Below are 25,710 nucleotides of genomic sequence, written 5' to 3' on the forward strand. Positions count from 1 at the left end.
GGGCGCAAAGCCTCTCCTGTCTGCGGCGCCCTCTTTTCCCGGTGTTAGATCCAACCATGAGCAAACCCATGAATTCGCGGCAGCGAGCCCTTGCCGGCTGGCTGCTTGCCGTCCCGCTGCTGGCGGCGCCCCTGGCGCAGGCGGCCTCACAGCACCTGCAACACCTGTCACAACCCCGACCCGAGGCACTGCCCAGCGACCTGTGGCGGGTGTACCTGGATGCCCGGCAGAACAACAGCGAGCTGGCGGCGGCCCAGGCCGATCAGGCGGCCCGCGCCGAGGCAGTGCCCCAGGCCCGGGCCGGTCTGCTGCCCACGCTGTCCGCCAGTGCCGATCTCAATGCCACCAGCACCTCCCTGCAGCAGCCGCGGCAGGACACCCGGCGCAGTGGCACCAGTTATCAGGCGGTGCTGAACCAGCCGATATTCCGCGCCGATCGCTGGTTCACCCTCAAGGCCGCGCAAGCTGAAGACCAGCAGGCCCAGCTGGAGTTGGCCGCCGCCGAGCAGAAACTCATGTTCGACAGCGCCCAGGCCTACTTCGGCCTGCTCAAGGCCCAGGACGCCCTGGCGGCGGCCAAGGCCGAAGAAGCGGCGCTCAAGCGCCAGCAGCAACTGGCCGAGCGCGGCTTGCAGCTGGGCCTGTCGGACCGCACCGATGTGCTGCAGGCCCAGGCCGGGCATGACACGGCGCGGGCCAACCGCATCGTGGCGCAGAAGCAGACCGACGATGCCTTCGAAGCCCTGGACACCCTGACGCATCAGCAGTACCAGGCAGTCCAGGGGCTGCGCCACGACATGCCGGTGCTGTTGCCCGAACCCAACGACGCCCGGCGCTGGGTGGACACGGCGGTGCACCAGAACCTGACCCTGCAGGCCAGCCAGTTCGCCCTGGAGGCGACGCAGCAGACCCTGAGCGCGCGCAAGGCCGGGCACGCGCCGACCCTGGACGCGGTGCTGCGCTACCAGACCGGGGACAACGACGCCCTGGGCTACGGCAACAGCGATATCCGTGGCAATGGCTACGGTGGCAATGTCGAGCAGCGCACCGTCGGTCTGCAGTTGAACATTCCGCTGTTCAGTGGCGGCCAGACCCGCTCCCAGGTGCGCGAAGCCCACCAGCGGATGAACCAGCGCGAGTACCTCAACGACGGCTTGCGGCGTCAAGTAGTGGAGCAGACCCGCAACCTGCATCGCGGTCTCAACAGTGGTGTCGATCAGGTGCAGGCGCGGCGCCAGTCGATCATCTCCAACCAGGGCGCCGTGCTGGCCTCGCAGATGGGCTTTCAGGTCGGAACCCGCAATATCGTCGATGTGCTGGAGGCGCAGCGTCAGCTCTATAACGCCGTGCACCAGTACAACAACAGCCGCTATGACTACATTCTCGACACCCTGCGGCTCAAGCAGGCGGTGGGGACATTGTCGCCCCAGGACCTCAAGGCGCTTTGTGATTACCTCAAGGCCGACTACGATCCGGACCGCGATTTTCTGCCTCCGGAGTTTCCACGCCGGCTGGCAAAACGCTGACAGGGCCAGGCAATGCCTCGGACAAGGGTTGGCGGGCACCGATTTCTTTCAGGTAAAGGGGGACAGGGTTGTACGGGTTATTGGACTTCTTCGACAGTCACAGGCGCTGCTGTTATGCCCTGGGCGTGATGATCGCGGGCGGCGCCGCAGGGGCGCTGGGCAACTACTACCGTGTGCAAGTCGAAGACGTCTACCGGGCCAGCATCCAGATGCAGACCCGGGAGCAGGCCCAGGACCTGGAACAATGGAAATCCAACGGTTTTGCCATTGGCGCACTGTCGATCCTCGGGCGTCACAACCCCTCGCTCAAGCGCATTGTCCTGGAGCCCGAACCCTCTGCGGACCTGATGGAGCGGGCCACCATTCCCCTCAAGACCCTGTCCCTGGTGGTGGAAGCCAACCATGCGTTTGTTCTCAACCGGGAAGGGGTGGTGGTAGCGGCCCATGACCAGCACGGGCAGACGCCCCTGGGGCTGAACGTGGCCTTCCGCCCCTACTTCAAGGTGGCTCTCGATGGCGGCAGCAGTGTCTACGGCGCCATCAGCGCCACCACCGGCACTCGCATGTTCTACATGGCGGTACCGATCTTCGAGTCGCGTACGCGCCAGGACAAGGTGATCGGGGTGCTGGTGGCGCGTTTTGATGCCGATAGGCTCGATGCCAGCCTGAGCAAGCCGTACAGCGACGATCTGAAGATGATCCTGTCCCCCAGCGGCGTGGTGCTGGCCGCCAGTTCCCCGGCCTTTATCCTCAAGTCCGACCGCGCCTGGCCCTGGAATCGGTTCACGGGGGAGATCCGCCGCCAGTTCAGCGACTATCGGTTTGCCAACGGGGTGCCCGAACGCTTGCCCTTCGATGCCCATCAGTCGGTGGTCCAGCTGGACGGCCGGCGCTATAGCCTGTCCCGGGTGGATTTCGACTGGAATGACCCGAGCGGTCCCTGGACCCTGATCACCCTGGGCGACCTGGATACGCTGTTGCCGGGGGAACAGGTGCTGCTGATCGAGGGGCTGAGTGCCCTGGTGTTCTTGCTGTTGCTGTGGGGCGGCCTGCGGCGTCTGGCCGATGCCCGGCGGCACAAGCGCGACGTGGCGCAGATCGAGCAGAGCGAACAGCGCCTGGACATGGCCCTGCAAAGCGGGGCCCTGGGCCTGTGGGACTGGAACCTCAGCCTGGGGACGGTCATCAACAACGATGTCTGGCTGCAGATTCTTGGCTACAGCAAACAGCAGATGGAACAGGCTTTCGGCCATGGCCTGGAGCGCTGGACCGCTCTGGTGCACCCGGACGACTACGAGCCGGTCATGGCCCGGCTCAAGGCGCACCTGAACGATGAAGTCGGCGAATACCGCGCTGAGTACCGCATGCGCAACAAAGAGGGGCAATGGCTGTGGGTGCTGGACATCGGCAAGATCATGCAGCGCGACGCCAGTGGAGCACCGACGCGGGTCACCGGGGTGCTGCAAGACATCAGCGAGCGCAAGGCGGTGGAAGCGCAAATCCAACAGTCACGACAGGATGCCGAGCGGGCGACCCAGGCCAAGTCGGAGTTTCTCGACTGCATGTCCCATGAGATCCGCACGCCGCTGAACGCGATCATCGGCATGGCCCACCTGGCACTGGACCTGCCGCTGGAGCCGGTGTAGCGCGACTACATCGAAAAGATCGACCGTGCGGCCAAACACCTGGTGGGCACCATCAACGGCGTGCTCGACCTGTCGAAGATCGAAGCCGGCAAGCTGAGCATGGAGCAGGTGGGCTTCGACCTGCGGGAACTGGTGGACGATGTGTTGCTGCTGGTCCGCCAGCGCGCGGAAGAAAAGGCGCTGCGGCTGCAACTGGATATTCCGGCTTCACTGCCGCGCCGTTATGTGGGTGATCCGCTGCGTCTGGCCCAGGTGCTGACCAACCTGGTGGACAACGCGATCAAGTTCACCGAGGCCGGCCATGTCTGTATCGGTGTGTGCCTGGTGCGCCAGTGGGATCATCAGGCGCTGCTGTGCTTCAGCGTCACCGACACCGGGGTGGGCATCAGCGACGAGCAGCAGGCCCGCTTGTTCAATGTCTTTGTCCAGGCCGACCGGTCCATCAGCCGGCGTTATGGCGGCAGCGGCCTGGGGCTGACCATCTCGAAGAAAATCGTGCAACTGATGCAAGGTGATATCTGGGTGAAAAGCCAGCCAGGGCAGGGCGCAACATTCAAGTTCAGCGTGCAGTTGAACCTGTCGCCGTTACCACTTGAGGAAAACTGCGCCACGCCTGCCGCGCCGGCGACTGGTGCCGCAGCGGGGCAGGGTGCGATCAATGACCCGGTACGCTGGCTGGCGGGGACGCGGGTGCTGGTGGTCGAGGACAACGGGCTCAACCAGGAAGTGTTGCAGGGCCTGCTGCAGCGCGTGGGGGTCCAGGTGGCGCTGGCGGCGAACGGTGCGCAGGCCCTGCGTCTGTTGCTTGAGGAGGGGCGCTTTGACGCTGTGCTGATGGATTGTCAGATGCCGGTCATGGACGGCTTCGCCACGACCCGCAAGATTCGCGGGTATCCGCACCTGCGGTGGCTGCCGATCATCGCCGTGACCGCCAGTAGCCAGGCCGATGTGCAGGGCAGGGCGGTGGCGGCCGGCATGAGCGATCTGCTGAGCAAGCCCCTGGAGGTCGCGGCGTTCTATCGGACCCTGGTGCGCTGGATCAAAGCGACGGACATGCCGGTAGCGCAAGTTCCGGCGCCTCCGGGTACAAGGGTCTTGAACTCGACTTATGCAGGCATCGACACCGCGCGCGGGCTGGCGGTGGTGAACCAGGACCTGGCCCTGCACCGCAAACTCCTGGCCGACTTTCGTGACAGCCAGCAGCAGGTCATCGAACGCTTGTGGCAAGCCCATGCCGCAGGGGACCTGGCCGCCCTCGGCTCTCTGGCCCACAGCCTGCAGGGCAACGCTGGGAACATCGGTGCCACGGCGGTCAAAGAGGCCGCTGGAAAACTGGAGGAACAGGCGGGCGGGCCGGCAGCGCTGGGGCCGCTGATCGAGCAGCTGGCGCGGTGCCTGGAACCGGTGCTGGCCGGCCTGGCGTCCCTGCCAGGGGCAGCCGACGGGGATCTGGCACCGCAGCAGCTGGGGCTGGACCCTGAGCAGGTGCTGGCACTGGAGCGCTTGGCCAAGCTGCTGCGCAGCCATAATGCCCAGGCCCTGGCGCTGATCGATGAACTGTGCGAGCAATACCCCTGTGACCCTCTGCGGGCCATTCAAGAGCGGATCTACCGGCTGGAGTTCCAGCAGGCCCATGACCTGCTTGTCGACTTCCAGGGCTAGCGGGTGTCCTGGGTCAGGGCCTGATAGCGGGCCATGCGGTCGGTGCAGTGCTCGACCAGGCATTGATGCAAGGCGCGCAACGACGAAGTGATCTGCGAGCGGTGCGAGACCACCAGATTCAGCGGCGCCGCGTCGGACTGCCAACCGGGCAGCAAGGGTAGCAGGCGACCGGCGAGCAGGTCCTCCACGACATTGAGCAGCGGCAGGTTGACCACGCCATGGCCAGCCACGGCCCAGCGCCGTGCGGCATCGCCATCATCACAGCAAAAATGCCCTTGCACCGGCACGTCCTCGACCTTGCCGGCCCCATGGAAACGCCAGCGGCTCTCCGGGCGGCCAATGCTGTGGCAGATGATGCATTCGTGCTCGCTCAGCTGTTCCGGCGACTCGGGCTGGCCATGCTCGGCCAGGTAATCTGGCGCGGCGCAGGCGATGAAGTAATGCTGCTTGAGCACCGGTAGCTCGACCAGATCCAGGGCCAGGTTCTTGCCGTAGCGCAACGCGGCATCGAAGCGGCCCTTGAGCAGGTCCTCTTCCTTGTCGCTCAGCGCCAGCTTGATGTACATGCGCGGCCGTTCCTGCTTGAGCCGGGCGAGCATGTCCAGCAGCAGGTTGCGGCCCAGGTCGGAAGACACCGTGAGTTCCAGCATGCCGTCATCGTGGCGCAACGAGCGCTTGCCGTTGGCCAGGATCTTCAAGGCGTGCTGGGCACTTTCCAGGTAGCGTGCGCCTTCGGGGGTGAGCTTCATGGTGCGGGTGGAGCGGGTGAACAGCCGCACGCCGAGGCGGTTTTCCAGGCGCTTGAGCCCCAGGCTGGCGGCAGCCGGGGTGATCGACATGACGCGAGCGGCGGGGGACAGGCCCTGCAGCTCGGCGATCAGAATGAACAGCTCCAGATCTGCGAAGTTAGGCATTGGCCAGGCTCACCATCCATTCACCGGCCGAAAAAGCTCTGTGACGAACTCAGCAAGGCCGCCGACAGCGGCTCCGGGTCGCCGGCGATGCACTGCTCGAACCCGGGCTGGCGGTACATCTGGCCCATGGCTTGCGCATGCCGGCTGTGGAGGTCCTCGGTGCTGGTCTGGAGCAGGCTCAGGTGGTAGTTCAGCGCCAGGGCGAACAGACGTGCCGACAGGGACAACTGCTCGCAGGTGTGCAGGTCGCCAGGGCCCTTGAGCAAGGCATCGGCGTGGGTGATTTTCCAGGCAAGGTTGAGGATCGGGTCTTCCGGCTCGGCGTGGGCGAGAATCTCTTCAATCAGCAGCCTGCTGTGACCCAGGGCCTGATCGATACGGCTGCCCGGCTGATTGAGGCCCATCAGCGCCAGGCAGGCAGCGCTGCGCAAGGCCGCGGGGTCGCGCCGGCTCGGGCTGCTGCGCAGCAGAATCGACAGGGTATCGAGCAGGGCCTGGAGGCGAATCTGCGGATTGCCGGCCAGTTGCAGGGTCAATGCACTGACAAAACCGTCGCGCATGTCGCTGCCGGCGCAAGGTCCGGCCACTGCTTGCAGGTCATGCAGGGGTTTGTTGCGGTAGCCCAGTTGCGTTGCCACCCGGGCCAGTACCACAGGGGGCGAAATCGGCTTGGCGATGTAATCGGCGGCGCCCAGCAGCAGCCCCAGGCGTTCGTCTTCGACGCTGCTGCGCGAGGTCAGGAAAATCACCGGAATGGCTGCAGTCGCCGGATGACTCTTGAGCTCGCTGAGCACCTGGAAGCCATCCATCTCCGGCATCAGGATGTCGAGAATGATCAGATCGGGGCTGGCACTGCGAGCCAGGGCCAGGCCACGTTCGCTGTTCTTTGCCAGCAGCACTTCATATTCGGCGGTCAGGGTTTTCGACAGCACGATCAACGATTGCGGATCATCGTCGATGGCCAGGAGCGTATAGGGCTTGGGAACATGCTCTGCGGGCATGACGAGGGGGCCTGAACAAAATAGGCCGGCAGTCTAGCGTATTTGGTTTATGGGCACCTAGCGTCCAGCTGCCGCAGTCGAAGAGAATGAATCGCCTGCTCATCCTCCGGACAACAACCGCTTTTGCCGCCAGGCCGGTGCGCTGGTGGGAAAAAGCACTTCGGTCGGCCGGAAGCGGGCGATGCCGTAGGCGGCGGCAATACGCTGGCGTTGCTGGCCCCGGACAAGCGCTTGCTGAAAACTGCTTTCGCGCTGCGCCAGCCCCAGCACATAGCCCACGCCCGCCTGGAAATCACCTCCATGGGCCTGCCACCAGGCTGCGATCAACTGCGGGTCGGGCCAGGGTAGATTCTCATCGGGGTCCATGGCGACATTGGCATCCTCAGGGTCGTCGTTCGGGCCTGCATCGAAATCCGGCAGGTCCTGCAATTCCAGATCGAGTAACGCCAGGTCTGCCCCAGTAATCTGGCTGAAGGCCTCGCCGGCGACGCGGGCATGAGGCAGGTCGCTCATCTGCTGGATCAGCCAGGGCACGCTGACCGGGTCGCCCAGCAGCCCAACGGCCTGGATGCCGACGCGCTGTTGCTCGGGGTTCTGTATCAACTGGCGTATCCAGGCGATGCTGTGCTCACGCCTTTGCCAGGCCAGCAGTACACAGAGCGCGCGGTACTGGAACTGGCCCGGTTGCTCGGCGAACTGCCGCAGCGGCTCCAGCGCCTCCTCGTCGCCCATCTGCGCGGTGGCCCAATTGGCCCAAAAGCGCGTGGCGGTGTCCTCGTGTTGCCGATGGGTGCGAATTGTCGGCATCAGGTCACGACGGCGCAGCTCGCCGGCAGTGCGGGCGGCACGTGCCAGGACGCTTGGGTCGGCGTGGGACAGTCCGGTAAGCAGGGCAGCGCCGGGGTCGTGGCGGTGCATGCCACAGGCGGCCAGGCCGAGGCGCAGAAACAGGGGGTCGGGGGAGGCGAGCAGGCGATCGATCCAGGGCGATACCCACTTCCAGTCGAGCCAACCCAAGGCCATCAGGTAGCCGCTCTCCGTTTCTACGGCACTTCGCAAATGCTCGCTGAGCCGTGACAACACCTGTGCGTTACCCGCCTCGAAGGCCAGCACCACACTGGCGAACAGCTCGCCAATGGCGTGTGGCCCAAGTTGAGCCAACAGGGTTTCCAGGCCGCAGGTGCCGGCGACGCGAAGGCCGTCAAGGTGGGCGTCGATGCGCTCGTCGAGTTGGCTGAGGTGGTCGAAGTCGTAGTGCGGTGCGCCCAGGGCATAGTCACGCAGGACGGCGAGGAAGCTGGCTTCTTCGACATGTTGATCCAGAATCAGCGGAATCAAGTTCGAGTACATTTCAAAGTCTTGAGAAATAGTGAGTTAAGCAAGTTTCCTCCAGCTCTGCCCGTCATGTACCAAGATATCCTTTTGGCCAACAGACCAAAGCGCCCCGTTTTTAGCGGAAAGACAGTAGCAAGTATTGGGCTTTGGCATATTCCAGTTGACTGGCCGCAAAGAACTTTCATCGAGAACGTATACTTCGAACAAGGTGGCTAAATAGATTTTTCCTTGGTGTTCAGCAATGCTCCAGAAATCATCGGTGAACTCTTCGAGATCGATAATTTCCCATGTGTCTGCTCTGCCACGCAACAAAGTGCCTTGGCGGCCACATAAATAACAATAACCATCAGAGGCGCATATCAATGCAGTTATTTTAAAGTTGGTTGGACTGTCGACTTGCCGCCAGTTGCCTTGCTCTCGCAGCCATATTTCTCCCTTCCAGCCGGCGGCATAGATTTCATCATTGGAGAAACCGCCCAGTGCTTCGAAGCCAAAAACACTGTCTTTACTCGTAGGCTTTGGGGCATGGATAGGCTGCCAGGCAGAAGATCCATGGCGTACATACACTTCTCGGGACACTCCGCACAAGTAGGTATATTCGCCTATCGAGCTTATCCCTCTGAGCATTAGCGGTGGCGGATCCATTTGCGACAAGCTGAGGGTCGAGCCGAGATAGCCTTCCCCGATTTCACCCTCTTCGGATATTGCCAGCATCTGTTGTGACCGGTCGGTGGTCATTGCAACGGTATCCCAAGTCGCCTCGCCAACTTCTCGCCACTTTCCAGAGTTGTACTCCAGGAAAATAGTGTGCGAAACGTCTTGGGCTTCTAGTCCGATTTCCCGAAAAGCGAAAAAAGATTTTTGTGCGTCTACGGCGGCAACATAAGCGTAGTAATAATCTTCCAGCCATTCGTCAGCCATATGAATATCCGTTTATTGGGTGGTGGCTCAAGGGGAGGGTCTTCTCGCAGTACGGTTCAATACCGCTGGCTTACTTCTTCCGCTTGGTGAATGTTTTACTTTAGGGGGCTGCGTATTTGGCGGTAGCATTTTTTTATGCCCGTCGGCCAACTGTGCCGTGAGGCAGCGTTCGCTACAGTTTGACTCGGGAAACGCGCCACGAGTACTTTGGGCCGCCATGGAGGCCTCTTTACTGAATTCGCGCATATCGCCTTTCTTGACCCCAGCGATAACCCCCAGAGCTTTATGCTCGCTGTGTCGGACACCATGACTCCCATGAGTGTTCCCCCAGCCCTCAACGCACATACAAGGCGCCGTATCTTTCGAATACTCTTCCCAGCCGGGCTGGCGCTTGTTGTTACTGAACGCTCCTACAGAAAATGAGCTTTTGGGTATGACATGGTCAGGTGTTTGTGCTGGACAGCATCCGGCTATACCTGCTTCGTCCTTAGGGCGGTACGGCACTAACTGACAGCGGCGAGCCGACAAGCATTTGTTTGCTTTGGCTCTTGTCGCTGTTTTGCTGGCCCAAGCGCTTTCATTGACCATTTCACCGCTCAGCTCGGCCTCTTTACAAACATTCTTTTCACCGTACGGTTTGTATTCCTGGCAGGATTTTCTTTCTCTTTTTTTCTCCCTTTTGCATTTTCCCTGGGTGCTCGGCGACATCTTGGAAAGGTGAGGCCAGGGAGGGGTATTACCTGGCTGTGAAGCATGGTTATGCGTCGTCATGTCAAGGTGCCGTACTACGTTTTGACCTTCGAACTTCACATTCATCGACCAGGAAGTGAAGTACACCTTCCCCTTGATCTTGCTAGTGATGACCCCCTTCTTGGGCGCATTCCCAGCCTCATCCCCATAACTTGTCTTGAAGTAACTCTTGTCCTTGAGCATCACCTCTTTGCGGGTGATCTTGACCGTTCGTGTGCCCCGGGTGGTGTCCTTGGACATACCCGTATTGGGGTAGGGAATGGGTACCCCTATCGGTGTCGGCGGAGCCACGGGCGGGGTGAAGCAGACATCCGGAAAGCAGGCGACGGACTTGCCATCGGCCGCCTTGCAGGAAATCTCCATATTGTTGGCATACACCTCGTTGGCCATCAGGCAGCCCTCACGGTCTGGTAGCTGAGCAGGGCGGCGGCGCGTTGGCCGGCGTCGTTGCCGAGGTGGCAGAGGATATTCGGGCCGTCACCGTAGCCCTTGCGGCTGGCGGCCAGGGCCACGGCCAGCATCGTCGGGCCGATGGCGGCGCCGACTTCGCCAATGCAGTCGGCCGGGTGCCAGAGGTGGAAGAACTCCTTGCGCACCCGCAGGGTACGGCTCAGGGCCAGGGAGGCTTCCTTGAAGTAGTACTGCTCGCCGGAGATGTCGGTGAGCCGATAATCCATTTGCTCCAACCCACAGCCAACCTCGCTCAGGGCAGCGCGTACGGCTTGAGTCAGACCTTCAGCACGCAGGGGAGTACCTTCGGCCTCCACGGTGGCCTTCTCCACGCCGAATCCCAGGCCGAGGCAGGCCAATTGCGGTTCTTCGCTGGCAACGGGGGCGGCCAGCACCACGGCGGCGGCGCCTTCGCCGGGGATAAATCCGTTGGAGTTCTGGCTAGTGAGCAGGCGATCGCGTGCTTCGAAAGCGGCCAGCGTCGGTCCATTCAAGAAGGAGTCGACGCCGGCAATCAGCACGTGGCGATGGCCGCCCTGGTAGATCAGCGTACGCGCATCAAGCAGGGCCACGGCAGCGCTGACCCGTCCATAGGCGATGACGTTGGAACTGGGATGAAAGCGCAGGCCCAGTTCGGCTTCGATGGCGTGCAGCAGCCCCTTATCGAGGCCGTCGAGGCGGCCGGGGCGCTCGACTTCCGCCACCCCCAGCAGCAGCGGGGTCTTTTCCGGGTCGACGTTAGGGGTGCTTTGCAGCGCCTCGGCGATGGCGCAGGCGGCCATCTTGATCAGTTTGCTGCGCCCACGCCAGGGCTGCTCCAGAGGCACGCTGGCAGCGATCAGCCATTCGCCGCCGCAGTCGATGAAGCGGGTTTCCTGGAAGTTATCGATAGCGCAGCGAATCGCCGCGCAGCTCGCGGGTGCGCTGAGGCCAACGGCGCTGACCATGCCGGAACCGATGATGCAAAGTGCAGTCATCAGTCTGTCTCCTCAGGGGCGTGCCTGGCTTTTACCAGGGAGGAGAGCGACGGGTAGTAATCCTTGCCCAGTTCGCGGGCGCGCCACCAGCCTGTGGACATAGTGCCGACCAGCACCTGAGCGATCTCGAACATGTTGTGTCGTAGTACACGAGAGACACGCCAGGTCAGTTGCACCTGGAGCGCGTCTGTGTCGATCAGCAGGGTATCGATCACCGCCTGCACAGTCTCGTGACCGCCTTTTTTCAGAAAGAAGGTCACCGGCACGTCCATTTCGGGGATGCGAAAGCCCGCGCGCTCCTGGCGTGTGAGGTTGAGCAGCAACACATCCTCGCCGCCACGCAGGTAAGGAATCTGCTGATCGTCAGGGGCCGCCTGAAAGTAGCGACGGTCGAAATCTCCCGGCAGAAACGGAAAGCGGTCGGCCAACCAGGCATCGTCGTAAGTGCCAGCGAAGCGAGCACGTTGCGGCCAGCTGCGGCCGATGGGGCCAAGGGCCATAGGACGGAAGTCGCCAGAGGGACTGTCGATCGCCTTGCCCAATTCCTCGGTGCTCGGCATCGGCATGCCGACGATGGCAGCACTACCCATGCGGCTTGGAAACCAGCCACAACCGGTCGGATTGTCCAGGTAGCTGTAACGCAATTCGGAGTCTTCCGCCATCGGATGGCTGCCGCCAAAGGCCTGGGCATAAGAGATGTCCTGCTCGATGAAGGGCTGCGGCAAGCCGGGAGAAACGCCCAGTAGCCCCAATTGCCATTGTCGGGGGCCGAGCACGGAAAAGGCCTTGCTCATCTGACCGACGCGAATGCCCGCTGCCATCTGGCTCACGGGTCGCCCGCCTGGGGCATAGGCCTTGCCGCGCACCAGCACGTCGCAGAACGGCTTGACCGGTGCGAAGTCCATTTCCTGCAGGGGGGCGCTGAGACCGGGTTCGCCGAGGAAGGTATCGGCCATCAGCAGCGGTTGCTGGGTCTCGGCCAGGGTCGCCGCGCGGCCGTCCAGCGGCAGATTAAACGTGCCTTTGACCACTACCACCAGGGATTCGCGGCCATCGGGCTCCATGCCCTGGGTATAGGCAGCAAGCAGTTTGCTGGCGTTGAGCAATTCCATAGGCGACTACCTATCTAGTTGATCTGCACCGAACCACCCTTGATGCGGTTGACCCCGCTGGAGCGACTGGACAGGTAGGCGCCCTGGATGATCACTTTGCCTGCGCGGGTCAGGGTGATGCTGGCCTTGCCGCAACGCAGCACGATCTCGCGTTCGGCGCGCAGTTCCAGGCGCTGGTCGTCCAGTTGCACGCTGGCAACCGGTTCGGGTGCCATGGCCTGGCTCAGCAGGCGGCCGATCACTAGCGGGCGGGAAGGGTCGCCATCTTCGAACATCAGCGCCACTTGGCTGCCGATGTCTTCAGGGGAGAGCAGGGTGGTGCTGCGGGCGGCGATCCTCTGTTGCTCGGGGCAGCCGGGGTAGGTCACCCAGGGCGCACTGGCCTGTGGCAGGTCGAGCAGTACACCGACGACTACGCCATCGATGCGGGCCTGCGTGGGCAGTGAGTATTGAACCGTCATACGCGTTACTCCTAGTTTTGCAGGATCTTGCGTCCCTTGATCACCACGTTCTTGTTGGCCTTGATGTTGATCACGCCAGAGCCGTCTATGGTGATGTCCTTGCCGCTGATGCTGATGGTGCCGTCCTTCTTCATGACGATGCTGGCTTTGCCGGTCATGATGGTCACCGAGTCACCGGCATCGATGACAAGGTTCTTGCCCACCGTCAGCTCATCGTCCTTGCCGATATCGGTCGTGCGTCCTGCGCCGACCTGGCGCGATTCGTTGTCTTTTACCGTCGTTGAAAGATTGGCTCCGACGTCCACCGAGCGGTTGGTACCCACATTGGTCGACTGGTAGAGGCCCACGTTGACGTTTTGGTAGGCCCCGACATTCACCGTTTGAAAGGCACCGATGACAACTTCCTGCGCGGCGCCGATGGCGATCGTCTCGTTGATACCTACCGCATGGGTGCGTTGCAGGGCCACGGTCGCGGTTTCGCTGGCGCCCACGCTGATGGTGCGGTTGAGGCCTATGCTGATCGTCTCGTTACTGCCGACGCTTTCGGTACGGTTGACGCCAATGCTGATGTCCTCGTTGTTGCCCACGCTTTCGGTGCGGTTGACGCCGATGGTGATGGTCTCGTTGTGATCGACGGTTTCGGTGCGGTCGTGTTTGACATGCACAGTCTCGTCGTTATCGATGGTCTTGCTGCGGTCGTGGCCGACCCAGTGGGTCTCGTCGTTCTCGACCTCGATGTCCTGGTTCTTCTCGGCATGGATAAACAGTTGCTCCGCACCTTTCTTGTCCTCCATGCGGATTTCATTGAAGTTGGCCGGTGAGCCGTCCTTGCTCGAACGGCTTTTCACCCCGCTCTGAGTGGCATTGGCCGGTAGCGTGTAGGGCACGGTCTGTTCGGCGTTGTAGACGCGGCCAGTGATGATCGGCCGATCCGGGTTGCCTTCGATGAAACTGACGATCACTTCCTGACCGATCCGCGGGATCTGCACCGCCCCCCAGTTCTTGCCGGCCCAGGCCTGGGACACGCGCATCCAGCAGGAGCTATTGGCATTGGACTGGTCGTGGCGGTCCCAGTAGAAATGCACTTTGACCCGGCCATACTGGTCGGTCCAGATCTCCTCGCCATCGGGGCCGACCACCACGGCGGTCTGCGGCCCGCGAACAATGGGCATGGGGGTCAGGGGAAGAGGGCGGAAGGCCTGGCTGGCATCCATGCAGTCCAGCTCGCTGGTGAACTGCTCGGACAGGTCCAGCTGCGCATTTTCATAGAGTTCCTGGCGGATCTGATAGCGTGCGAACACCACCAGGTATTCGCGGTTCTGGTCCTCGCGCTCGTAGCCGGTCAGCTTGAACAAATGGCCGCAGCCCAGCCCGCGGGCGCGGCCGCGCAGCTGCACGCGCTCGAACTGGCTGTGAATGGCTTCGATGCGGGTACGCGCGTAGTGCTCGCCGTCGTTGCTCTGAACGTATTCACCGGGGTAGTCGTAGAGCGGGTGGTCGCCGTTGCTGTGACTGCGCGACACACTGGAGCGCACCTCCAGTCTGGCGCGGGGGCGCTTGAAGTCGTAGTCGTTTAGCTCCAGAGAACCGGGTTGGACTTCCCGCTCCAGTTGCCAATCGTAGAAATGGTCGCGCTCGCGCATTTGCCGATCGGGCGGGTAGAAGGGCACCGAGTCATAGTCGGCCACCGTGGAGTGGGCGCCATAGGCGTCGGCAAACACCAGTACATGACGCGCCTGCTCATGGCGAAAGTAGTAATAGATGCCTTCGTGCTCCATCAACCGGCTGACGAAGTCAAAGCTGGTTTCACGGTACTGCACGCAATATTCCCACTCGCGGTAGTTGCCGCTCAGGCTGTCTTCGAAATCGGAGAAACCGAGGTCGCGGAACACCTGCTTGATGATCTCCGGCACCGTTTTGTTCTGGAAAATCCGGCAGTCCGAAGTGCGCGTGAGCAGCCATAACCAGGGCCGCAGGCTGACGCGGTAGCCGGCGAACTGACCGTGGCCGTTCACTTGCCGGCAGCTGCAGACAACGCCGTGGAAATAGCGTTTGCTGCCGTCGTGCAGCTCCAGGGTCAGGCCCATGGGCTTGCCCAGCAACTGGTCGAATGTGATCGCTCGGTTTTCGGAGGTGAGGTCCAATTCGTAGTGGAACAACCGCCCCAGCTCTTCGTTGCCTTCCATGCTCTGCAGCAACAGGACATCGCCGCCGAGGGGACTGTCGACCTGCACCAAACGGTTGTTTTGCGTTATTGCCATAAACGACTTCCTCTGGCTCGTGTTCGGGCGTCAGTCGTCCGTCTCGCGGGGTCAGGGGAAATCGTGTCCATCCATCGCGGTACATCCACCACAGAGATGATCTCCATATCGGCCTCATAGGCACTCAGTCAAAGCGAACGTACGAGTCAATCCGGCTCCTGCGGATTAACCTTCTGTCCAGAGCCACTTGGGCATCACCTCTAACAATTCCGGTTAAAGTCTTAGCGCGGTTTAATCCTAGTCAAGAAACTCTCCGACCAATGGAGCGAACACCGAGCCGTTTCAAGGTAGGTGACCGACGGTCATTTGCTGCCCGGCTACGAGCGCGACGACATGCACCGGGAGGTGGCGCGTCATCAAGGCAACTCGCCGTTATAGCTGGCTTGGCGTCCCATGAATGGGAGAGGTTGTTCATCTATAGCGGCCCAAGCTCACCACCACCTGCGCCTCAGCGGGTTGCCCATGGCCAATCACCTGGGTGAATCGAAGCAAAAGCTGCTCCAGCTCATGGCGCTAAGTTGCCCGATTCGCTTGAATAACGCCCCGCGTCGCCTTGCCAGACAAGCGCGCAGCCAAAGAATAAAACGGAATATTTCGAAAGGACCCGGCATGTCGTTATCCCGCTGTCTATCTGGCCTGTCCAACTTGTTGCACTACCGCCGCGAATGGTTGCGCGCCGACCTGCGGGCCGGGTTGTCCGTGGCGGCTATCCAGATCCCGATCGCCATCGCCTATGCGCAGATTGTCGGCCTGCCACCGCAGTACGGGCTTTACGCCTGTGTGCTGCCGATGATCGTCTATGCCTTGATCGGCAGCTCGCGGCAACTGATGGTCGGCCCCGATGCCGCCACTTGCGCCATGCTCGGCGGGGCCGTGGCGCCTTTGGCCATGGGCGACCTGCAGCGTACCGTCGAATTGTCGATGATCGTCACCGTGCTGGTGGGCCTGATGCTGATTGCCGCCGGGATCGCCCGGGCGGGTTTTATCGCCAGCTTCTTCTCGCGGCCGATCCTCATCGGCTACCTCAACGGCATCGGTCTGAGCCTGATCGCCGGGCAAATGGGCAAGGTGGTGGGCTTCAAGATCGAAGGCGACGGCTTCATCCTGGGGCTGGCGGACTTTCTCCAGCGCCTGGGGGAGATCCATGGCCTGACCCTGGCCGTCGGCCTGGCCAGCCTGGGCCTTTTGATCTGGCTGCCGCGACGCTATCCGCGCGTACCTGCGGCGCTGCTGACGGTGGCGCTGTTCACCTTGCTGGCCGGGCTATTGGGCTTCGACCGCCTCGGAGTGGCGATCCTCGGTCATGTGCCGGCCGGGATGCCGGAGTTGTCCTGGCCCAAGACCACCCTGGAGGAAAGCAAGAGCCTGCTGCGCGACGCGCTGGGCATCGCTACCGTGAGTTTCTGCAGCGCCATGCTCACTGCCCGCAGCTTCGCCGCGCGCCATGGCTACGCGATCAACGCCAACCATGAATTCATCGCCCTGGGCCTGAGCAACCTGGCCGCCGGTGCCTCCCAGGGCTTTGCCATCAGCGGTGCGGATTCGCGTACCGCGGTCAATGACATGGCCGGAGGCAAGAGCCAACTGGTGGGCATCATCGCCGCCCTGGCGATTGCGCTGATTCTGTTGTTTTTCACCGCGCCCATGGCGTGGATTCCGCAGCCGGCCCTGGGCGCGGTGCTGTTGATGGCGGGCTGGGGCTTGCTCGACGTCAAGTCCCTGAAGCAAATCTACCGACTCAGCCGCTTCGAGTTCTGGCTGTGCCTGCTGACCACCGTCAGTGTGCTGGGGCTGGGCGTGCTGCCGGGCATCATGTTCGCCGTGACCCTGGCCATCCTGCGCCTGCTGTACAGCATCTACCAACCCACCGACGCGGTGCTGGGCTGGATGCCCGGCATCGAAGGCCAGGTGGACATCCGCCAGTACCCGCAAGCCCGCACTGTGCCCGGCCTGGTGGTGTATCGCTTCGACGACGCGATCCTGTTCTTCAACGCCGACTATTTCAAGATGCGCCTGCTGGACACTGTGCAGCGCGAGAGCCAACCCGAGGTGGTGCTGTTCGATGCCGAGGCGGTGACCGATATCGATGTCAGCGGCATCGCGGTGCTGCGGGAAATCCGCGAGACCCTGGCCGCCCAGGGCATCTACTTCGCTATCGCCCGTGCCCGCGGTACTTTCCTGGCGATGCTGGAACGTTCGGGGATGACCCGGGAAATGGACAGCCAGTTGCTGTTCGGTTCGGTGCGTTCGGGAATCAGGACCTACCGCATATGGCGCAACAGCATGCGCGGCAAGCAATGAAGCAGAGGAGGGTGACCGGCAGGGAGCAGCCCTGCCGGCGCTTGATCGAAGCTCAGCCAGGCTGGCCCGGCATCACTGGGTGATGGTCATGCTGCTGGTGGCCTGGACCGAGCCATAGCGGATGCGCGGATACGTCGGGTCGGCGTAGCTGAAATCCATCACCGTGCCGACGGAACCGAAGTACAGGGCCTGGCAATTGAAGTTCACCGCGACCTGGCCGCCGTAAGGGGTGACCCCGATGGCGACCTGGGTCGGCCCGGTCCATTCGATCTTGCAACCCAGCGTACCGCCTGCTGCGCCGGCATTGTATCCACGACAGTTCAAGGTGGCGTTGCCGTTGCTGGTATTGGGAAAGCCCGCCCATTTGGCGATGGCCAGGTTGGCCGAGCATGAAGTGTTGACGCTGCTGGCTCCCGGGGCGAGCTTGTAGACCCCCGACGGTGGCGCAAGCGTTGCCGTGACAGGCGTCAATGGCAGCGCGGCAAGGCTCGATGCCGCCTGGTTTTCCACCACGGTGGTGGGCGAGGGCGGGAGCTTGCACACCACCACGGCGCCGACGTCGTCGGACTTCTTCAACTCACCCAGCGCAGTGATATCGGCGCCGCCCTTCGACTCGCAGAAGAGTTTGCGCAACTGGGCTTTCTCTTCGCTGTCAGCCATGGACGAGGCCTGGGCCAAAGGTGCAAGTGCCAGGCCAATGACTGCAGCCATCAGCACGCTTGAACGTTTCATGATCGATTCCTTATCGGGTTATGACTGGCTGCACCCTATGAGCCCCAGGCGGTTTTTTTCATGACAAAAGCTCGGGTGTTTCGCGCAAGCAGGGGCGCTGGGGTTTTGTCCTCTCGGGGCTTGACCTGATGCCGCTATCTGCTGTTGAATGCGCGCCCTAAAGCCTCTGCAACCTTTTCTCCAAGTGGTGAAGCCAGTGCCCTACGCCAGCCAACACGCCTGATACCGACGACGGTCCATCCTGCCTGATGGCTGCCCGTGCCTATGCACGGCGGCGCTTCATTGCCATGCCTGCCTGATCCTGTCGTTGGTTTTTCTCTGTTTTCGAGGACAAACCCATGCACACGGATATTCGTGCCACCGCGCACAACCTGGAACTGCTCAAATACCCCCGTACGCCCCACCTGCAAGGCTCGCGCCTGCAAGATGGCGACACTGACACTGGCCAGGTGCGCTATGGCGCCCTGGCCGGACAGTGGCTGGTGGTGGAAGAAAAACTCGATGGTGCCAACGCGGGCATCAGCTTTGGCGCAGGCGGCGAGTTGCTCCTGCAATCTCGCGGTCACTACCTCACCGGCGGTGGGCGCGAGCGCCAGTTCAATCTGTTCAAGCAGTGGGCCTCGGCCCATGAGCACTGGTTGCTGGAACGCCTGGAAGATCGCTTCGTGCTGTATGGCGAGTGGCTGCACAAGAAGCACTCGGTGTTCTACGACCACTTGCCACATTACTTCTGCGAGTTCGATGTGTGGGACCGCGCCACAGGGCTGTTCCTCTCCACCACGGCGCGCCGGCGCCTGCTAGAAGGTGGGCCGGTGCTGTCGGTGCCTGTGCTGTACGAAGGCCCGGCACCGCGGCGGCATGCCGAGCTGCTAGTGCTGGTGGGCGATTCGCTGGCCAAGACCGCGCACTGGCGCCAGGTGTTCGAGCAGGTGGTGCACCGCGAAGGCCTCGACCTGGCCCGTGCCTGGCGCCAGTGCGACCGCTCCAGCCGCATGGAGGGCCTGTACCTGAAGCTCGAGGACGAGCAGCAGACCCTCGGCCGGCTCAAGTGGGTACGCCAGGACTTCGTCCAGGCCATCCTCGATGCCGACCAGCACCATGCCAGCCAACCCTTTATCCCCAATCAACTGGCCGCCGGCGTCGACCTCTATGCCCCGCGCCTGTCCATGGACTGGCAGGGCCCACGCCACGGCTACTGAAGGAGCATCTCGAAATGGATATTCAACAACTGCGCCAACTGGTCCCCGAGCCGGGGCGCGATATGGACACCGCCGCCTGCCTGTCGGCCATTCCGGCCCTGGCGCGCCTGGCCGACACACCGCAGGACCCGATCTACCACGCCGAGGGCGATGTATGGATTCATACCCGCCTGGTGGTCGAGGCATTACTGGCCCAACCCGCCTACCAGCAGGCCAGCGCCGAGCAGCGCTTTGTGCTGTTCTTCGCGGCCCTGTTGCACGACATCGCCAAGCCCGACACCACGGTGATCGACAAGGATACCGGGCGTATCGGCCAGCCCGGTCATTCACGCCGGGGGGCGGTGGATGCGCGGCTACTGTTGTGGCGCGCCGGTGTGCCGTTCGAGCTGCGCGAGCAGGTCTGCCGCATCATCGCCGTGCACCAAGTGCCGTTTTTCGCCCTGCAGGGTGATCGCAGCGGCCGCAGCCCTGAGTTCCTGTTGCACAAACTGTCCTGGGAACTGCCGCTGTGGATGCTCTGCGCCGTCGCCGAGGCCGATATGCAGGGCCGCAACTACGCCGGCAAGGCCGATGTACTGGACGCCATCGAACTGTGGCGCGAACTGGCGCAGGAGGAGGGCTGCCTGCACGGACCGCGGGCCTTTGCCGACGACTACACACGCATTCAGTACCTGCGTGGCGCCCGGGTACATCCCGACTACCCGTTGCACGCGCCGCAGGGTTCGTCGGTGGTGATGCTCTCGGGCCTGCCGGCCAGCGGCAAGGACACCTGGACCGCACAGCATCACCCGGAGCTGCCGGTGGTGTCGTTCGACGACGCCCGCCAGGCCCTGGGCCTGCGCCATGGACAGAATGAAGGCGCCGCTGCGCATTACGCCATCGACCGGGCCAAGGCCTTGCTGCGAGAGCACAAACCCTTTGTGTGGAACTCGACGCACCTGTCGGCGCAGATGCGCAACCGCACCCTGGACTTGCTCTACGGCTACGGCGCGCAGGTGGAAATTCTCTACCTGGAGCGCCCCGAGGGCGAGATCATGCGGCGCAACCAGCAGCGCGACACCTCGCTGCGCAACGATGATATCCGCCGCATGCTGTTCAAGTGGGAAGTGCCACTGCCCACCGAGGCGCATCGGGTTGTTTATCAGGCGGTGACGGGGTGAGTGGTCCAGGGGGACATGGCGACGCGAGGCATGAGGCGTTTCAAACTCTATCCTCTTGAAAAAAACCAACTTGAAAGTCACGGCCAGAAATCACCAGGTAAATGAAAATGTCAGAAACTGCAGAAAAAATAAGTGAGGTATTACAAGCTTTTCACCGTTTTGAAGATGGCTTGCTATTGTCGTTCGAGTTTAATTTTGCGCCAGGCGAACGACTCGCAGCACAGGTTGTATTTCATGCCAGAGATCATCGTATTGATGGGGATGTTTGGAAGAAAGTCAAAGTGGTTGTCCGTGGCGTCGAAGAGCTGAGCGCGAAAGTTAGCGGTCATCAATTCAATTCAATTTGCTCGGGGGTTCGGCTGTTGAAGTTTGACGAGTATTGGTGTGTCGACATTGATGGAAATTACGCTTTGGATGCTGATCCAGCATCCATTGATCAAGTGCGCGAAGAAGGGGATCTATATGTTATTGGTCGTGATATTGAGGTTTATGAGCTTGAGGGCTAGGTAATACCAGTGAAAGTGGTTCCAGCCAGCACGCACCCTCGTTGATTGAACTTCCTGACGTTCCCCCCCCGAACATCCTGCGACGGATGGAGTATCCCCTGGTAATGAAGCTTACAGATCTCTATAACAAGGTAATCAGTAAAGAGCCGTACAATGATATGGACGTGTTCTTCGAGAGCTATGAAAGCTTTGAAGAGATTCCGCTTGTATCAAGGTATGGTCGCTTAAAGCACCTGATGGATGAAATGAGCAGCGACGGGGTGTCTGATTTCCTGACAGGGCTCGCTTTGTTTGTTTTAAATACTTTAAGAGTCTTGAAGGTTTCAACAGGTAAAGATGTTTTTTTTGCCGTGACTTTTACAGACTTTGAAGGGCTGGCGCAGCAAGGTGTTCTCATACCCAATATTTTTATTTGCGCAAAGCCAGCTTCAGTCAGTTTTTTGGAAAAAGTACGAGAACATGATAGAGGGCTTGCGTCGAAGGAGATGAAGGAAGTGAAAAAACATTTTTCCAGCTGTGGGGCAGAAACTGCTTTTGATTTTTATGAAAGCAGATCTTATGACGCAGCTTGCGCTGAAGAAATTGTAAGGGTCTTTGCTGTACCCAGGACTTCATGAGAGTACAGGGTTCGTCAGCCAATCCGATTCGATGGTGAAGCACTCCAATGATGGGGTGGGAGCTATGCGATTGCTCGCTGCGTCACGTTCATGGGCTTGGTCGAAGCCTATAGGTGCAGATCGAGCCATCGGTGGATCTGAGCAGTGAGTGGTTTCGAAAACTGGAAATGACCAGCTCGGGTACGCCAATTCAAAGCGTCGAAAGCGCCCGGATGCGTGATCCAAGCCTGATAGCTGATCACAGCTCCTGTGAGCCTTGGAGTTATGATATTTAACATAATATACATTATGCGTAGATATGACATGTTCATGTGGGTCACGATACCCAAGAATTACCCAGGCTCAGCTGCAACGCTTCCTACCCTCAGGAACAGCTTCTGAAGCCAGGCTTCGATCACTCTGCTGTCGCTCGCGTCTGGGCCTTCGCAATGACATCCTGGACAAACGAATCCTGATTCCTTTTCTCCTTGTAGCCAACCCAGGACTTCACCGGCCCTGGGCCGAAAAACTTCCAGTTGCGTGACTCCCACGGATTCCGACCGCGCGTGAACATGTGGTGTGTGTCTTTCAAACTCAGGTGGTTGCTGACTGTGGCCCACCTGCATATCGAACTATTGAAGGTGGGCTTTGGCTAATTGCCGGGACGACCAAGGAATCTACCGACAGAGCTCTCTGTATCGATTCACGTTGGAAACTGCAGAGTCTAGTGTTGTTGTTTTGTATTTGTAGTAGTGGATTATATTCGCCTGGGCCGGTCCGACATTGCCGAAGTATTCTTCCCAGGCACTACTCTTGGTGAGCAAGTCAGAGAGCATGGTTCTCAAGTCGTTTTCCGTCCAGGCTGTCTTGTAGCCTTTAATCTCACCAGGGGCCGGGCTGTTATGTTTTACATAATTAACCAGCAGGTACTTTCCTTCGTAGGCCATAAACACCGTATACACGGTCCCTTGAGGGGCTGACTGCCTGTACCAAGGGATCACGACAAAATGATGAACCACTGGTCCCGTACTAAAGTGCCAAACAGCTGTCTCCGAGTGCAGGCCGCGAAATAAAAGAGCCTGATCGATTTGGTATTTCATGCTTCCGTTATTTGTAATGACATCGTTTCCAACATCATTTTGCACCTTCCCGTAGACAGCGCAGCTCATTTGAATGGGCACGGAAGGACAATCCTTCAGCCCCATGAGCGTTGCATTGTTTTCTATTGCCTTGACCAGATCTTCCCCTGTCATGTTTCTTGGCTCCTGCCCAGTTGTTCAATATGTATTTTAAATAATCGATATTGCTGCCCCTGGTGAGGATAGCTTCGAATGGCTCGCGGGATGAGCTACCCTGCCCTTACAATATGACGCTTATAAATAACTAAACTAAATGAATATTTAGTTTAGTTATATTGGATATCAGGAGTTACCCATGACCTTTCCCCTTCGAACAATGGTGGGCAGTGTCGCTTTATCGGCCCTGCTGGCCACTTCTCTGGCAACGGCCGAACAAGGTCCTTCATTCAACTGCAGTGAGAAGATGACCGGGTCGATAACCGCACTGATCTGCCAGACCCCTGGTCTCGCGGCACTGGACCGCAAGTTGGCCACTATTTATCGCGACGCCCTGAAGAATGCCGGCAAGCGTGGCAATGTGCTCAAGGCCGAACAGCGTGGCTGGATCAAGGGCCGCGACGAGTGCTGGAAGACCGATGATCAGCAAGCCTGCGTGGCTGGTAGCTATCGTCGGCGCATCGTCGAACTGCAGACGGGTTATGGGCTGGTCACCTCCTCCGCTCCAGTCATGTTCGATTGCGCGAGCAATGGCCGTATCAGTGTCACCTTCTTCCAGACCGAACCGCCCTCCCTCACCGCCTTATATAAAGGCCGGCAATCGCTGATGCTGGAGGCCAGCTCTGCCAGCGGCTCACGTTACCTAGGGCAGAACGAGAGCTTCCGGGAGCATCAGGGCGAGGCCGCTGTCACTTGGGGCCATGGGGCTGAAGAGATGATCTGCAAGAAAGCAGGCTGAGCCCTGCCGTCTGCACCGCATCGGGTGCAGGCCGCCAAGCCCTGGGGGTTAGTTCCTGACAATACCCGGCGTCCCGGGCGACTGCTGGCTGGCCCGATCCGGATGATCGCGCTCGATGAACCGCCGCAACCCTTCCTGGGTTTCCGGTTGATGGATCGAGCGGTTGAAGCACTGCGCTTCGATCTTCAAGCCCTCCGCCAATGGCAAGCCATAGCCGCGCACGGCCGCTTCCTTGTCCGAACGCATCGCCGGTTGCGGCAGGCCGGCCAGGACATGGGCCAGCTCCAGTGCCCGTTTCAGGGAGCGCCCACTGGGCACTATTTCGTTGACCAGGCCGATGCGGTACGCCTCCTGGGCGTCGATCACCTTGCCCGTGAGAATCAGCTCCATGGCCCGGCCCATGCCGATGATCCGTGGCAGGCGCTGGGTGCCGCCATCCGCCAGGCCGATGTTCCAGCGCCGGCAGGTAACGCCGAACGAGGCGTGTTCTTCAGCGATGCGGATGTCGGCAAAACAGGCCCACTCCAGGCCACCGGCATAGGCCACGCCGTTGACCGCGGCAATGATCGGCTTGTAGATCTCGGTCCAGCGGCTGGGGCCGATGATGCCCGGGCGTTCACCACGGTCGTGGGCTGCCATTTCCTCGGCGCTGCTGGGCACCAGTTGCACGGCCGCCTTGAGATCGCCGCCGGCGCAGAAGGCTCGGTCGCCGGTGCCGGTGATGATTGCCACCAAGGCGTTGTCATCCTCGCGAAAGCGTGTCCAGGCCTCGATCAGCTCGCGGTGGGTGACCGGGCCGATGCAGTTGCGCTGCTCGGGACGGTTGAAGCGGATGATCACCACGGGCCCGGACTGCTCATAGGCTATTTCGCTGAAAGTCATAAACGCTCCTGTTTATGTGTGTCCTGCGGTGAAACGGCTGCGCAATCCAGTATAGGCAGTGCTAAAAGTGAGGTTATGGCGATTTTCAGGTCACTCCGGGCTTTCTTGACAAGGAAAAAGACTGGTATGAATTCAGAGACCCGCGCCTTCTCGGCCGAATAAAACAGGAATCAGCACCATGAAGGTAATGAAGGTATTGCCACTGCCCAGGAAAGCCGTGCCTAGGGCCTTAGTCCTGGCCCTCAGCAGTATCATCCTGTCCCTGCCCCTCGCCCAGGCCTGCACCCGGCTGACCTACCTGGGAAGCAACCAGAGCGTGATCACCGCCCGTTCCATGGACTGGAAAACCGATGTGGCGACCCATCTGTGGATCTTCCCGCAGGGCATGCAGCGCAATGGTGAGGTGGGAGCCAACTCGATCAAGTGGACCTCGCGCTACGGCAGTGTGATTGCCTCGGGCTATGACATCGCGACTACCGACGGCGTCAACCAGGCAGGCCTGGTGACCAACCTGCTGTGGCTGGTGGAGTCCCAGTACCCGTTGCCCGACAACGGCAAGCCGGGCCTCAGCATCGCCGCCTGGGCCCAGTATGTGCTGGACAACTACGCCACCGTGGCGGAGGCCGTGGATGCGCTGAAGAAAGAACCCTTTACCCTGGTGACGGCCAATGTCCCCGGGGACACGCGCCTGGCGACCCTGCACCTGTCGATTTCCGACGCCACGGGGGACAGCGCGATCATCGAGTACATCAAGGGCAAGCCGGTGATTCACCATGGCCGGGAATTCCAGGTCATGACCAATTCCCCGACCTTTGATGAACAGCTGGCCCTCAATGCCTACTGGAAATCCATTGGCGGCACCGTCATGTTGCCGGGCACCAACCGCGCCGCGGATCGCTTCGCCCGGGCCTCCTTCTATGTCAACGCTATTCCCAAGGACGAGAGCCCGCAGGTCTCCCTGGCCAGCGTGTTCAGCGTGATCAGAAACGTCTCTGTGCCTTACGGCATCTCCACCCCGGGTGAACCGAATATCTCCTCCACTCGCTGGCGCACTGTAGTGGACCATCAACGCAAGCTGTACTTTTTCGAGTCGGCACTGACCCCCAATACCTTTTGGGTCGACCTGAAGAAGATCGACTTCGCAAGCACTACGGGCCAGGTGAAGAAGCTCGACTTGGGCAAGGACCAATCCACCACCTATTCCGGCGAAGTCTCCGGCGACTTCAAGGTCACCCCCGCCTTCAAGTTTCAAGGTGCCTGAGCGGTTTCTACGCTGCCGAGGCA

General features: G+C 60.9%; 20 protein-coding genes and 1 pseudogene. 9 read left to right on the forward strand and 12 right to left on the reverse strand.

From position 1 onward, the window contains the following. The first annotated feature begins 56 nt into the window (after window positions 1-56). Together AC1RMG_RS05200 and AC1RMG_RS05205 are read left to right on the forward strand one after the other, a co-directional pair. A complete protein-coding gene (locus AC1RMG_RS05200; protein ID WP_493168593.1) occupies window positions 57-1,526 on the forward strand; it encodes a TolC family outer membrane protein in 1,470 nt (489 codons plus the stop codon). Window positions 1,527-1,654: 128 nt separating this feature from the next. Continuing rightward, window positions 1,655-4,834, forward strand: a pseudogene (locus AC1RMG_RS05205) (ATP-binding protein). Here AC1RMG_RS05205 and AC1RMG_RS05210 read toward each other — a convergent pair. The 9 genes from AC1RMG_RS05210 to AC1RMG_RS05250 all read right to left on the reverse strand — a co-directional run bounded on the left by AC1RMG_RS05210 (window position 4,831) and on the right by AC1RMG_RS05250 (window position 15,016). After that, window positions 4,831-5,748, reverse strand: coding sequence for a LysR family transcriptional regulator (locus AC1RMG_RS05210; protein ID WP_015635601.1), 918 nt, complete (start codon window positions 5,746-5,748; stop codon window positions 4,831-4,833). The pseudogene AC1RMG_RS05205 and the gene AC1RMG_RS05210 overlap by 4 nt on opposite strands. 20 nt (window positions 5,749-5,768) lie before the next feature. Next, window positions 5,769-6,749 carry a response regulator gene (locus AC1RMG_RS05215; protein ID WP_493168595.1) on the reverse strand — a complete coding sequence of 327 codons (981 nt, stop codon included), beginning with the start codon at window positions 6,747-6,749 and terminating at the stop codon, window positions 5,769-5,771. A 99-nt stretch (window positions 6,750-6,848) separates the two neighbouring features. Then, window positions 6,849-8,099: a TIGR02270 family protein gene (locus AC1RMG_RS05220; protein ID WP_492576000.1), complete on the reverse strand. Its 1,251-nt coding sequence runs from the start codon at window positions 8,097-8,099 to the stop codon at window positions 6,849-6,851. A 24-nt stretch (window positions 8,100-8,123) separates the two neighbouring features. Continuing rightward, window positions 8,124-9,005 carry a hypothetical protein gene (locus AC1RMG_RS05225; protein WP_093403208.1) on the reverse strand — a complete coding sequence of 294 codons (882 nt, stop codon included), beginning with the start codon at window positions 9,003-9,005 and terminating at the stop codon, window positions 8,124-8,126. Window positions 9,006-9,032: 27 nt separating this feature from the next. Then, window positions 9,033-10,145: a PAAR-like domain-containing protein gene (locus AC1RMG_RS05230; RefSeq protein ID WP_493168598.1), complete on the reverse strand. Its 1,113-nt coding sequence runs from the start codon at window positions 10,143-10,145 to the stop codon at window positions 9,033-9,035. Continuing rightward, complete coding sequence (locus AC1RMG_RS05235) at window positions 10,145-11,185, reverse strand: 3-oxoacyl-ACP synthase (RefSeq protein WP_092137439.1); 1,041 nt, start codon at window positions 11,183-11,185, stop codon at window positions 10,145-10,147. The genes AC1RMG_RS05230 and AC1RMG_RS05235 overlap by 1 nt, the downstream gene beginning before the upstream one ends. Continuing rightward, entirely contained in the window at window positions 11,182-12,294 is a 1,113-nt protein-coding gene (locus tag AC1RMG_RS05240; protein WP_103290206.1) for a DUF2169 family type VI secretion system accessory protein, read from the reverse strand. The genes AC1RMG_RS05235 and AC1RMG_RS05240 overlap by 4 nt, the downstream gene beginning before the upstream one ends. Window positions 12,295-12,308: 14 nt before the next feature. Beyond that, a complete protein-coding gene (locus tag AC1RMG_RS05245) occupies window positions 12,309-12,755 on the reverse strand; it encodes a DUF6484 domain-containing protein (protein WP_401332711.1) in 447 nt (148 codons plus the stop codon). Window positions 12,756-12,766: 11 nt separating this feature from the next. After that, window positions 12,767-15,016, reverse strand: a complete 2,250-nt coding sequence (locus AC1RMG_RS05250; protein ID WP_015635608.1) for a type VI secretion system Vgr family protein — start codon at window positions 15,014-15,016, stop codon at window positions 12,767-12,769. Window positions 15,017-15,625: 609 nt separating this feature from the next. On the opposite strand from AC1RMG_RS05250, the gene AC1RMG_RS05255 reads away from it, so the two are divergent. After that, window positions 15,626-17,317, forward strand: a complete 1,692-nt coding sequence (locus tag AC1RMG_RS05255) for a SulP family inorganic anion transporter (RefSeq protein WP_011061293.1) — start codon at window positions 15,626-15,628, stop codon at window positions 17,315-17,317. 72 nt (window positions 17,318-17,389) lie between these two features. Here the strand turns inward: AC1RMG_RS05255 and AC1RMG_RS05260 are convergent, their stop codons facing one another. Then, entirely contained in the window at window positions 17,390-18,049 is a 660-nt protein-coding gene (locus tag AC1RMG_RS05260; RefSeq protein ID WP_011061294.1) for a hypothetical protein, read from the reverse strand. A 338-nt stretch (window positions 18,050-18,387) separates the two neighbouring features. Between AC1RMG_RS05260 and AC1RMG_RS05265 the strand changes: the two genes are divergently transcribed. From AC1RMG_RS05265 to AC1RMG_RS05280, 4 genes are all read left to right on the forward strand, one after another. Continuing rightward, window positions 18,388-19,248 carry an RNA ligase family protein gene (locus AC1RMG_RS05265; protein WP_493168601.1) on the forward strand — a complete coding sequence of 287 codons (861 nt, stop codon included), beginning with the start codon at window positions 18,388-18,390 and terminating at the stop codon, window positions 19,246-19,248. 14 nt (window positions 19,249-19,262) lie between these two features. Further along, window positions 19,263-20,408: an AAA family ATPase gene (locus tag AC1RMG_RS05270; protein WP_125063237.1), complete on the forward strand. Its 1,146-nt coding sequence runs from the start codon at window positions 19,263-19,265 to the stop codon at window positions 20,406-20,408. A 107-nt stretch (window positions 20,409-20,515) separates the two neighbouring features. Further along, on the forward strand, window positions 20,516-20,914 hold the full coding sequence (locus AC1RMG_RS05275; protein ID WP_174394713.1) for a hypothetical protein: 399 nt from the start codon (window positions 20,516-20,518) through the stop codon (window positions 20,912-20,914). Between the two features lie 104 nt (window positions 20,915-21,018). Next, window positions 21,019-21,531 carry an Imm15 family immunity protein gene (locus tag AC1RMG_RS05280; RefSeq protein ID WP_228102342.1) on the forward strand — a complete coding sequence of 171 codons (513 nt, stop codon included), beginning with the start codon at window positions 21,019-21,021 and terminating at the stop codon, window positions 21,529-21,531. A gap of 656 nt (window positions 21,532-22,187) precedes the next feature. Here AC1RMG_RS05280 and AC1RMG_RS05285 read toward each other — a convergent pair. Beyond that, window positions 22,188-22,763, reverse strand: a complete 576-nt coding sequence (locus tag AC1RMG_RS05285) for a hypothetical protein (protein WP_194237757.1) — start codon at window positions 22,761-22,763, stop codon at window positions 22,188-22,190. Window positions 22,764-22,944: 181 nt separating this feature from the next. Between AC1RMG_RS05285 and AC1RMG_RS05290 the strand changes: the two genes are divergently transcribed. Further along, entirely contained in the window at window positions 22,945-23,544 is a 600-nt protein-coding gene (locus AC1RMG_RS05290) for an MliC family protein (RefSeq protein WP_493168605.1), read from the forward strand. 48 nt (window positions 23,545-23,592) lie between these two features. Here the strand turns inward: AC1RMG_RS05290 and AC1RMG_RS05295 are convergent, their stop codons facing one another. Beyond that, window positions 23,593-24,426: an enoyl-CoA hydratase/isomerase family protein gene (locus AC1RMG_RS05295; RefSeq protein ID WP_493168607.1), complete on the reverse strand. Its 834-nt coding sequence runs from the start codon at window positions 24,424-24,426 to the stop codon at window positions 23,593-23,595. A gap of 178 nt (window positions 24,427-24,604) precedes the next feature. Here AC1RMG_RS05295 and AC1RMG_RS05300 point away from each other — a divergent pair, with 178 nt between their 5' ends. Further along, window positions 24,605-25,687, forward strand: coding sequence for a linear amide C-N hydrolase (locus AC1RMG_RS05300; protein ID WP_373940460.1), 1,083 nt, complete (start codon window positions 24,605-24,607; stop codon window positions 25,685-25,687). The last annotated feature ends 23 nt before the right edge of the window (window positions 25,688-25,710 follow it).

This window comes from Pseudomonas sp. GW822-FHT04H02, assembly GCF_058800645.1.